Consider the following 10,447-nt stretch of genomic DNA (forward strand, 5'->3'; position numbering starts at 1 on the left):
GCATCCTCGTCAACGGCTGGCCCACCGGCGTCGAAGTGTGCCACGCGATGGTCCACGGCGGCCCGTTCCCCTCGACTTCCGACCCGCGCACCACGTCGGTCGGCAGCATGGCGATCGACCGCTACCTGCGTCCGGTCAGCTACCAGAACTTTGCGCAGGGGCTGCTTCCGGCCGAACTGCGTGACGATGCCTTCGGTGACGGCGCCCCGCGCCTGATCGATGGCACTCTGACCCTCAACTGATCTGATCCAACCATCCGGGCGGCGCGCTCTCAAGAAGCGCGCCGCCTTTGGGAGAGTACCCATGACTTATCTTCGCCTGCTCCAGCACCTGAGCGCCGAGGGCGTTCGTTCCGTCATTCTCGCCGACGGTGATGCCGCGCATTTCCTACCGGGCATCGCCTCGGTGCGTGAACTCGCGCTTGGCGCGATCGCTGCGGGCCAGACGCTTGCCGAGGCCGCCAAGGATGCCGGGCAGGGCGAAGCCGTCGATATCGCCGCCGAGTTCGCGGCGGGCCGCCTGCTCGCGCCGATCGACCACGAGGACGGCGCACACCTGCTGCTCGCGGGCACTGGCCTGACGCACCTCGGCTCGGCCGAGGGTCGCGACAAGATGCATAAGGCGGCCGCTTCCGAGGAGAAGCCGACCGACTCCATGCGCATGTTCCTGGAAGGCCTCGAAGGCGGCAAGCCCGCGCCGGGCGAAGTCGGCCAGCAGCCGGAATGGTTCTACAAGGGCGACGGCTCGCAGCTCGTCGGCCCGACCGACGACCTCGAAATGCCTGCCTTCGCCAAGGACGGCGGCGAGGAGCCCGAACTCGCAGGCATCTACCTGATCGGCGAGGACGGCACTGCCTACCGCCTCGGCCTCGCGCTTGCCAACGAGTATTCGGACCACGTTACCGAGCGTCACAACTACCTGTGGCTGGCCCACTCGAAGCTGCGTCAGGCCGCGCTCGGCCCAGAGCTGCTGCTCGGCACGCCGCCCTCGCATATCGAGGGCACCAGCAAGGTCATCCGGGGTGGCGAGACGATCTGGGAAAAGCCCTTCCTCTCGGGCGAGGGTAACATGTCGCATACGTTCGCGAACCTTGAGCATCACCACTTCAAGTACGACCTGTTCCGCCGCGCGGGCGACGTGCATGTCCACTTTTTCGGCACCGCGACGCTTTCGTTCAGCGACGGCGTGCAGACGCAGGAAGGCGACGTGTTCGAGATTTCGGCCGCACCTTTCACGCTGCCGGTCGCCAACAGGCTGGTCCGCGTTCCCGAGCGCGCCTTCGCGGTGAAGGCGCTCTGATCGATGGACCCGATCCGCATTGCGGTGGTGGGCGTGGGCAAGATCGCCCGCGACCAGCACCTTCCCGCCATCGCCGGGAACAAGGCGTTCAGCCTCGCCGCCACCGTCAGCCCGCGTGATCCGGGCGTCGAGGGCGTGCCCCACGCGAAGAGCCTCGACGAACTGATCGCGAATGGTCCGGCGATCGATGCGGTGGCGCTCTGCACGCCGCCGCAGGTCCGCTATGACCTTGCCGTGCAGGCGCTGTCGAAGGGCATGCACGTGTTCCTCGAAAAGCCGCCGGGCGCGACGCTGTCCGAAGTCGTGGCGCTGGAAAGCCGCGCCGAGAAGGTCGGCGCGACGCTGTTCGCCTCGTGGCACTCGCGCTTTGCGGCGGGCGTGGCCCCGGCGCGCGCGTGGCTGTCCGACCGCAAGATCGAGAAGGTTTCGATCGTGTGGCGCGAGGACGTGCGCGTGTGGCATCCGGGCCAGGCCTGGATCTGGGAGCCGGGCGGCCTTGGCGTGTTCGATCCGGGCATCAATGCGCTTTCGATCGTCACGCACATCCTGCCGCGCCCGATGTTCCTGCAGGGTGCGACGCTGGAGATCCCGGCCAACCGTGCCGCGCCGATCGCCGCCGACATCGAGTTCCGCGACACCGCTGGCGCGCCGATCCACATGGACCTCGACTGGCGGCAGACCGGCCCGCAGTCGTGGGACATCGTCGTAGAGACGGACGAAGGAACCCTCAAGCTGTCGAACGGCGGCGCGGTGCTGACGCTTCCGAGCGGCACCGAGCATGCCGAAGACATGGAATATCCGGGCCTCTACGCGCGCTTCGCCAGCCTCATCCGGGGTGGCCGCAGCGACGTGGACGTGGCGCCGCTGCGACTCGTCGCCGACGCATTCCTGCGCGGCCACCGCAAGCTGGTGGACGAATTCCACGATTGATTCCCTAGGGAGGGGACTGAAATGACTAAGTTCTTCCGCCGCACGTCGCTCGCCATGCTGATGGCAGCGACGGTGCTTTCCGCGCCCCTGAGCCAGACGGCTTCGGCCGATACGGGTGGCCAGCCCACCACCGCCACGATCGAGGGCGGCAAGCCCGGCCCGGTCTACAACAAGGACGTCTTCACCCAGTTCGCCGAGCATCTGGGCGAGGGCATCTATGGCGGCCTGTGGGTCGGCAAAGGCAGCAAGATCCCCAATACCAACGGCTTCCGCAACGACGTCGTCAAGGCGCTGAAGGACTTGTCGGTTCCGGTGATCCGCTGGCCCGGCGGCTGCTTCGCCGACGAATACAACTGGCGTGAAGGCATCGGCCCACAGGCCAAGCGCCCGGTCAAGATCAACACCCACTGGGGCGGCGTGACCGAGCCAAACGCGGTCGGCACGCACGAGTTCTTCGAGCTGATCCGACAGGTCGGCGCCGAGGCCTATGTCGCGGGCAACGTCGGCAACGGCACTCCGCGCGAAATGGCCGAATGGGTCGAATACATGACCTCGCCCGCCGGTTCGCTGGCGGATGAGCGCGCCAAGAACGGCCACAAGGAACCGTGGAAGGTCAAGTACTTCGGCGTCGGAAACGAGCTGTGGGGCTGCGGCGGCAACATGCGCCCCGAGTTCGCGGCGGACGAGACGCGCCGCTATGCCACCTTCATCAAGCCGCCCGCCGGGACCAAGATCCTGAAGGTCGCGGCCGGCGCCAACGTCGACGACTACAACTGGACCGAGACGATGATGCGCGTCGCGGCGAACCAGCTCGACGGCGTCTCGCTGCACTATTACGTCCACCCCGCCGGTGGCTGGCCGCCGCGTGCGCCTGCAGTGAACTTCGACGAGTACGGCTGGGCCGATGCGCTGAACGGCGCGCGGCACATGGACGAACTGATCACCAAGCACTCGGCGATCATGGACAAGTACGATCCCGAGAAGCGCATCTTCCTCGCGGTTGACGAGTGGGGTTCGTGGTATGCGCAGGACGAGGGGACGCACCCCGGATTCCTGAGGCAGCAGAACACCTTGCGTGATGCGCTGATCGCCTCTGTGCACCTCGACATCTTTGCGAAGCACGCCGACCGTGTGCGCATGACCGCCATCGCGCAGATGGTGAACGTGCTCCAGGCGATGATCTTCACGCAGGGCAGCAAGATGGTGCTGACCCCCACCTACCACGTCTTCGAGATGTACAAGCCCTGGCAGGACGCCACCGTGCTGCCGCTCGAGATCAAGTCGCCGTGGTATTCCAAGGACGAATTCACCATGCCTGCGGTCAGCGGCTCGGCGGTGAAGGCGAAGGACGGCAAGGTGCATGTCGCGCTGTCGAACCTCGATCCGAACCAGTCGAACACGGTGACGATCAAGCTCGACGGCGTTAGCGCAACGGCGGTTTCCGGCCGTATTCTGACGGGCTCGGCGATCAATTCGCACAACACCTTCGACGCGCCTGACGTCGTCAAGCCCGCCGCCTTCACCGGGGCGAGCGTGCAGGGCGGCCAGATGGTCGTGACGCTGCCGGCGAAGTCGGTGGTGGTGCTGGAACTGCAGTGATGAAGGCGGCCTTCCTCGGTCTCGCGGCGCTGGCTCTTGCCAGTTCCGCGAGCGCCCAGCAGGTCGGCGAGAAGGGTGCCGGGACGCTGAATTCGCAGCTTTCCGGCGACCTTGTCGTGCATGATCCGGTCATCATCCGCGAGGGGGACACGTATTACGTGTTCAGCACCGTGGGCAAGTATATCGGCATCAAGACCTCGACCGACCTGAAGGTGTGGAAGGATGCCGGTTCGGTGTTCTCCGAAATACCGGCGTGGGCGAAAGATGCTGTTCCCGGAACCGAAGGTATCTGGGCGCCGGATATTTCGTATGTGAACGGCGAATACCGACTGTACTATTCGGTCTCGACCTTCGGCTCCAACCGTTCGGCGATCGGTCTCGCGACCAGCAAGACGCTGGGGCCGAAGGCGAAATGGCAGGATCATGGCCTCGTCGTCATGTCCACGAAGGACGATGACTTCAACGCCATCGATCCCAACTTCGTCGTCGATGCGCAGGGGCGCCAGTGGCTGTCGCTCGGTAGTTTCTGGAGCGGTCTCAAGCTGTTCCCGCTCGATGCGAAGACCGGCAAGGTCGTGCCCGGCACCGAACCGTACTCCATCGCCCGCCGCCGCGCGCCTGCGGGAGCGGCGGCGCCGGTAGAGGCGCCGTTCATCATTCCGCACGGCGGCTGGTACTTCCTGATCGCGTCCTACGACTATTGCTGCAAGGGCGTGAACTCGACGTATTACACCGTCGTCGGTCGCTCGAAAAAGATCACCGGCCCTTATCTCGGCCGTGACGGCAGTTCGATGATGGAGGGCGAGGGGACCATCCTGCTGCGCTCCGACCTGAAGGAAAAGCAGCGTTTCCGCGGGCCCGGCCATGCCGGAGCCTTCACTAACAAGGACGGCACGACCTACCTCGTCTACCACGCCTACGACAAGGAAGCCGACGGCCGCCCCACGCTGCGCATCGCGCCGCTGCGGTGGGACGCGGACGGCTGGCCCGTCGCCGAGTACTGAACACCCACCTGACGGCGCCCCGGTTTCGGCCCTGAACCAAGGCCGGGGCGTCCTTTTTCAAGGTGGCACCCAACGGGGGCCTAACGGCACCTAACACGACCATAACGTACCAGAACCGCCGGAGAGGCCATGATGAACTTCCCCCTGTCGCGTCGCAACTTCGCCACTGCTGCATCGCTGCTTCCGATCGCTTGCACCGCGCCGGGCAAGAGCGTGATCGGCACCTCGCAGACCCCTGATGTCCCCGGTGCGATCAACCCGCTGGTGAAGCGCCGGGCCGACGCACAGGTGTTCCTGCACGAGGACGGCTGGTACTACATGACCGGCTCTGTGCCCGAGTACGACCGCCTCGTGCTGCGCCGTTCGAAGACCCTCGCCGGGCTCACCGATGCCGAGGAGCGGGTGTTGTGGCACCACGAATCGAGCGGGCCGATGTCGGGCTTCCTGTGGGCGCCCGAACTGCACCTGATCGCCGGCAAGTGGGTGATGTACTTCGCTGCCGGCCCCAGCGGCGGCGGCGAGGACGTGTTCCGCATCCGCACGTATGCAGTGGTCTGCGACGGGCCGGACCCGATGACCGGGGGCTGGTCGGTGCTGGGCGAATTCAAGGCGCCGTGGGACAGCTTCAACCTCGATTCCACCAGCTTCGTCCACCGGGGCGTGCGCTACTTCGCGTGGGCGCAGCGCGAGCCGGGGATCGAGACCAATTCCAACCTCTACATCGCGCCGATGAAGGACGCGCTGACCCTGTCCGCGCCCGCAGCGCGCCTGACGGTGCCGACGCTCGACTGGGAAGTGCGCGGCTACAAGGTCGCCGAGGCACCGGCCGTCATCGTCAAGAACGGCCGCCTGTTCATGAGCTATTCGGCCAGTGCCACCGATGCGCGCTATTGCCTGGGGCTGCTGTCGATCGGCGAGACCGACAACCTGATGGACCCGCGCGCCTGGACCAAGTCGCCGGAGCCGGTCTTCGTCACCTGCCGTGAAACCTCTGTCTACGGCCCCGGCCACAACAGCTTCACCACGGACGAGCAGGGCCGCGACATCCTCGTCTACCACGGCCGCGACTACGAGAAGATCGAGGGCGACCCACTGTTCAACCCCGATCGTCACACCCGCATTCAGCGCCTCTATTTCGACGGCAACGGCAATCCGGATTTCGGCGTGCCGGTGGGCAATGGTGCGCTGCCGGAGCGCTTCATCCCCGCCGTGCGCCGCACCGTGCGGCTGGCTGCCGAGGGCGCGCGCCTTTCGGTGAGCGATGCCTCGTTGCCGCAGACGCAGTTCCGCTCGGTCGAGGCGGGCGAGGGCACCGTGCAACTGGTGCCGATCCTCAAGCCGGACCATTGCCTTGTCGCCGGGGGCGACGGCTCGGTATCTCTCGTGCCGCTCTCTGCGACCGAGGCGGCCCGTTTCCGCCGCGAGGTCGGCCCGGCGAGCGGCACCGTGCGCTTCGCCTCGTCCGCGTTCGAGGGCAGGGCGCTCGCCCATGCCGGGGACCGGGTGGTGCTGGCCGACGCCTATGACGCCAGCGTGGCTTGGCTGGCGGATTGAGCCTGCCGTCGTCCCGGACTTGATCCGGGACCGGTGGCGGTCTTTAGGAGGACGCTGGCCCGGAAGCACCCTGCTGGGAGGTGGGCTGTTCACGGCCAGCGGTCCCGGATCAACTCCGGGACGATGGCGTTTAATTGTCTGATTTAATCGCACGTCGATGCCCGGGAATGCGCCCGCTAAAGCGACAAGTGCGCTCCATATGCCACATCTCTGCATCCTTTTTGTCGGAGCAATGCATTTTCCTCTTGCGTCTAAATAGTCCGACTAATAATCAGGCGGCACACAGTTTCGGGGCATGGTATCGGCCAGCCCCCTTGGGAGGGTTGATCATGGCGTTCAAGCCATTCGCATTTTGCACCGCATCCGTTCTCGCTCTCGGCTTCGCCTCCGTCGCGCAGGCTCAGGACGCTGCTCCGCAGGGCACCGCGCCTCAGGCCGCTGCAGATGATGCCAGCGCCGAAGACATCATCGTCACCGGCGTGCGCGCGTCCATCGTCGGTGCCATCAACAGCCGCAAGGACAATGTCCAGATCGTCGACTCGATCGTCGCCGAGGACGTGGGCAAGCTGCCCGACAACAATGTGGTCGAGGCGCTGCAGCGCGTCACCGGCATTCAGGTCACCGACCGTGCCGGCGGTGAAGCCGCGACGATCACCATCCGCGGCCTGACCGATCCGCTGACCACGCTGAACGGCCGCAACATCTTCACGGCGGCGGGCACCTCGTTCGCGCTGCAGGACATCTCGGCCAACCTCGTCAAGAAGATCGACGTCTACAAGACCCGCTCGGCCGACCAGATCGAGACCGGCCTTGCCGGGCAGATCGACGTACAGACGCGCCGTCCGCTCGACTTCGACGGCTTCACCATCTCGGGCCTTGCGCGCGGCATCTATTCGGAGCTGGCCGACAAGGCCAACCCCAACGTCGCGTTGCTCGTGGCGGACAAGTGGGACACCGGCATCGGCGAGATCGGCTTCCTCGTGAACGCCAGCTACACCCGCGCCGAATATCGCAACCAGAACCTGCAGGCGGGCGCCATGGTGCCGTTCGCCACCGAGACCCCGCCTGCAGGTTCCGGCCTGACCCCGCTGGAGCGAATCTTCCCGGGTGACCGCAACCAGAACTGGACGCCTGGACTCGACGCGGGCCTGCCGATCGCGCCCGGCTCGACGCTGAACATCAACGGTGTCGAGACGCCGTACTACCTGTCGCGCGACGCGGTGATCGCCTCCGACCTCTACGGCAAGCGCACGCGCCCGTCGGTCAACGCCGCGCTGCAGTGGGCGCCGAACGATCGCTCGGTCTACACCGCCGAAGTGTTCTACACCGGCTTCCGGGGCAAGACCTTCAACAGCCTGAACTTCAGCTTCGTCGACTGGTGGGGCAACCTGCCCGCTGACGTCGCCAACAGCTTCGAGCTGTATGACGGCACCAACATCATCAAGTCGCGTCAGGCCGGTGCGGTCGCAGGCTTCAACAGCGGCGACTATTCGACCAACAAGACCGACAGCTATGTCTACGCCTTCAACGCCAAGTGGGACGTGGCCGATCGCGGCAAGATCACGGCCGACGTCGCCTATCAGGACAGCAAGAACGAGACCTCGTTCTTCGCCATCCGTACCGATCGCGCGCCGCTCGACATCGACGTGGACTTCAACGCCGGTGGCGGCCTGCCTTCGTACAGCTTCGGCAATCCGGGCGTCCTGACCGACGCTTCGGCGTGGACCGTGGGCAACCTGTTCGACAGCGGCACGAAGAACAAGGGCAGCGCGCTGACCGTGATGCTCGACGGCGAGTACGAGTGGGACGAAGGCTTCTTGCGCCGCATCAAGGCGGGCTTCCGCTACGACGACCGCAAGGCCGACAGCTACGTGCGTGACCAGGGCGCGGGCGGCCTGCCGGGCGTGACGCTCGACCAGTTCGGGCAGGGTACGCCGTTCACCAACAGCGGCTTCTTCGACGGCCGCGCCGACATTCCGACCAGCTGGGTCCTCGCCGATCCGCGCACCATGGACAAGGATGCGGTCCGCACCCTGTACCGGGCGGTCAACCCGGGGCTGCTGCTGTCCGACCAGCTGAGCTTCGGCCACGTCTTCGGCATCGGCGAGATCAATACCGCCGCCTACCTCATGGCGGACGGCGAGATCGAACTGTTCGGCCGCCCGCTGCAGCTGCAGGCCGGTGTGCGCTATGTGCAGATCGATACCGACTACGAATACTTCGATCGCGGCAACGGCTTCGCCCGCACCGGGGTTTCGACCGGCTCGGCCAAGTGGCTGCCCTCGTTCACCGCGCGCTACGGCATCACTGACAACCTGCGCATCCGTTTCAACTACGGCGAGACGCTGCGCCGTCCGGCCTTCGGCGATCTCAACCCCAACGTCACGCTGACGGGCGACTTGTCGCGCATCGGCTTCGGCACCGGCAGCGCGGGCAACGCCAACCTGACCGCGACCCATTCGAAGAACTTCGACCTTGCGATCGAATGGTACTTCGAGCGCAACAGCGCGATCTACGCGACGGCCTTCCGCCGCGAGATCAACGGGCTGGTCGTGCCGCTCACGGGCCGCGAGATCATCCCGGACAACTACCTGCCGCGTAACGAGACCTACACCGAGACGTTCAACATCACCCGTCCGGTCAATGCCTCCGACGGCGTGCTGAAGGGCGTGGAACTGGGCCTGACCTACTTCCCGACCTATCTGCCCGGCCCGCTCAACGGCCTCGGCTTCACCGGCAGCGCCACGATCCTCGACTCCGAGCAGACGATCCCGGTCGTCAACACCCAGGGCGAGATCACCGGCTCCACCAAGTCGGCGTTCTTCGGCGTGTCGAAGCTGTCGTACAACGCGACGCTGGCCTACGACAACGGCCCGATCGGTGCCCGCCTGTCGTACATCTGGCGCAAGGGCTTCCTCCAGAGCAACGAGGGCCGCTCCTTCGCGAACCCGATCGGCTTCTGGCGCGCGCCTGAAAAGAGCCTCGACCTGCAGCTGACGTGGAACGTCAACGACGATATCGGCGTGACCTTCGACGCAGTTAACCTCACCAAGGCGAAGCAGCAGAACTACTACAAGTTCGGCGACGTCGGTAACGCGCAGCAGTTCAACTCCAGCACGCTGCTGATCGACCGCACTTTCGCGGTGGGCGTGCGCTTCAAGTTCGACTGATACGGCGAGGCACGCTGCGGGAACGCCATTCCTCGCAGCGTGCCCCGCTCAGGGCGGCCGGGACGGGTCGGAGTTCCTTCCTCTCCCAACACCCGATACGGACCGGCCGCCCTTCCGATTGCTTCAACGTGCCGTCCCGGACAGGTTCCGGGACCGGTGCTGTCGGCGGGGGCTTCGACAAGCTCAGCCTGAGCGGGTTTGAGAACAGGTCTTTAAATCCCGCTCAGGCTGAGCTTGTCGAAGCCCCCTCAGCTTGGGCCGTTCACGGAAGGACCGTTGACGTGCGCAAGAAACTGGCCCTCGCGGCGCTGCCCTTCATGGCGCTGCTTGCCGCTGCCGCCAGCCCGCCGATGGACCATGAGGCCATCGCCGAGGCCCGCTACGGCAATGACGCGGCGTGGTACGAGGGGCGGATTCCCTTCTTCGAATCCTCGGACGCGAAGATCGACGCGGTCTACTACTACCGCTGGGGCCTGTTCCGTGCGCACCAGCGCGATCTGGGCACGCAGGGCTACATCACCACCGAGTTCGCCGACGACGTCGACTGGCAGCGCGAACCTTACGCCAGCCTCAACGACGCGAGCGGCTTCCACATCGCCGAAGGCCGCTGGCTGAACGACCGGCGCTTCACCGACGACTACATCAACTTCATGTACGAGGGCGGCAACGACCGCCACTTCACCGACCACATGGCGGACTCGGTATGGGGCCGCTACCTGGTGGACGGCGACCGCGAGGCATTGCTCGCGCACCTGAAGACGATGCGCCACGTCTACCGCCTGTGGGACGAGAAGTTCGACTTCGACAAGGGCCTGTATTTCGTCGAGCCGCTGCTGGACGCGACCGAGTACACGGTGTCCTCGATCGACGCCTCGGGCGGCAAGGACGGCT

Annotated in this window: 7 protein-coding genes and 1 pseudogene; all 8 read left to right on the plus strand. The window is 65.8% G+C overall.

Annotation, left to right across the window (positions count from 1 at the left end):
• Window positions 1–242 (plus strand): annotated as a pseudogene (locus LH128_RS13535) (aldehyde dehydrogenase (NADP(+))); the annotation flags it as partial.
• Between the two features lie 61 nt (window positions 243–303).
• The gene (araD1, locus tag LH128_RS13540; RefSeq protein WP_008830208.1) at window positions 304–1,299 is read left to right on the plus strand and encodes an AraD1 family protein; all 996 of its coding nucleotides are present in this window, start codon (window positions 304–306) and stop codon (window positions 1,297–1,299) included.
• 3 nt (window positions 1,300–1,302) lie between these two features.
• On the plus strand, window positions 1,303–2,229 hold the full coding sequence (locus tag LH128_RS13545; RefSeq protein ID WP_008830209.1) for a Gfo/Idh/MocA family protein: 927 nt from the start codon (window positions 1,303–1,305) through the stop codon (window positions 2,227–2,229).
• Window positions 2,230–2,250: 21 nt separating this feature from the next.
• Window positions 2,251–3,828: an alpha-N-arabinofuranosidase gene (locus LH128_RS13550; protein ID WP_008830210.1), complete on the plus strand. Its 1,578-nt coding sequence runs from the start codon at window positions 2,251–2,253 to the stop codon at window positions 3,826–3,828.
• Window positions 3,828–4,832, plus strand: a complete 1,005-nt coding sequence (locus LH128_RS13555) for an arabinan endo-1,5-alpha-L-arabinosidase (RefSeq protein WP_008830211.1) — start codon at window positions 3,828–3,830, stop codon at window positions 4,830–4,832. Before LH128_RS13550 ends, LH128_RS13555 begins: the two co-directional genes overlap by 1 nt.
• A 132-nt stretch (window positions 4,833–4,964) precedes the next feature.
• A complete protein-coding gene (locus LH128_RS13560) occupies window positions 4,965–6,386 on the plus strand; it encodes a glycoside hydrolase family 43 protein (protein ID WP_036524822.1) in 1,422 nt (473 codons plus the stop codon).
• A 329-nt stretch (window positions 6,387–6,715) separates the two neighbouring features.
• On the plus strand, window positions 6,716–9,556 hold the full coding sequence (locus LH128_RS13565) for a TonB-dependent receptor (protein WP_008830213.1): 2,841 nt from the start codon (window positions 6,716–6,718) through the stop codon (window positions 9,554–9,556).
• Window positions 9,557–9,837: 281 nt separating this feature from the next.
• Window positions 9,838–10,447: MGH1-like glycoside hydrolase domain-containing protein (locus tag LH128_RS13570; protein WP_008830214.1), on the plus strand; the 610-nt coding region annotated here is incomplete at its 3' end.

The sequence above is a fragment of the Sphingomonas sp. LH128 genome (assembly GCF_000293195.2).
In the GTDB taxonomy this organism is placed as follows: domain Bacteria; phylum Pseudomonadota; class Alphaproteobacteria; order Sphingomonadales; family Sphingomonadaceae; genus Novosphingobium; species Novosphingobium resinovorum_A.

Excerpts from the sequence above, each read along its gene's own strand:
- araD1 (WP_008830208.1), top strand. The coding sequence starts at position 304 with ATGACTTATCTTCGCCTGCTCCAGCACCTGAGCGCCGAGGGCGTTCGT.
- LH128_RS13545 (WP_008830209.1), top strand. The coding sequence starts at position 1,303 with ATGGACCCGATCCGCATTGCGGTGGTGGGCGTGGGCAAGATCGCCCGC.
- LH128_RS13550 (WP_008830210.1), top strand. The coding sequence starts at position 2,251 with ATGACTAAGTTCTTCCGCCGCACGTCGCTCGCCATGCTGATGGCAGCG.
- LH128_RS13555 (WP_008830211.1), top strand. The coding sequence starts at position 3,828 with ATGAAGGCGGCCTTCCTCGGTCTCGCGGCGCTGGCTCTTGCCAGTTCC.
- LH128_RS13560 (WP_036524822.1), top strand. The coding sequence starts at position 4,965 with ATGAACTTCCCCCTGTCGCGTCGCAACTTCGCCACTGCTGCATCGCTG.
- LH128_RS13565 (WP_008830213.1), top strand. The coding sequence starts at position 6,716 with ATGGCGTTCAAGCCATTCGCATTTTGCACCGCATCCGTTCTCGCTCTC.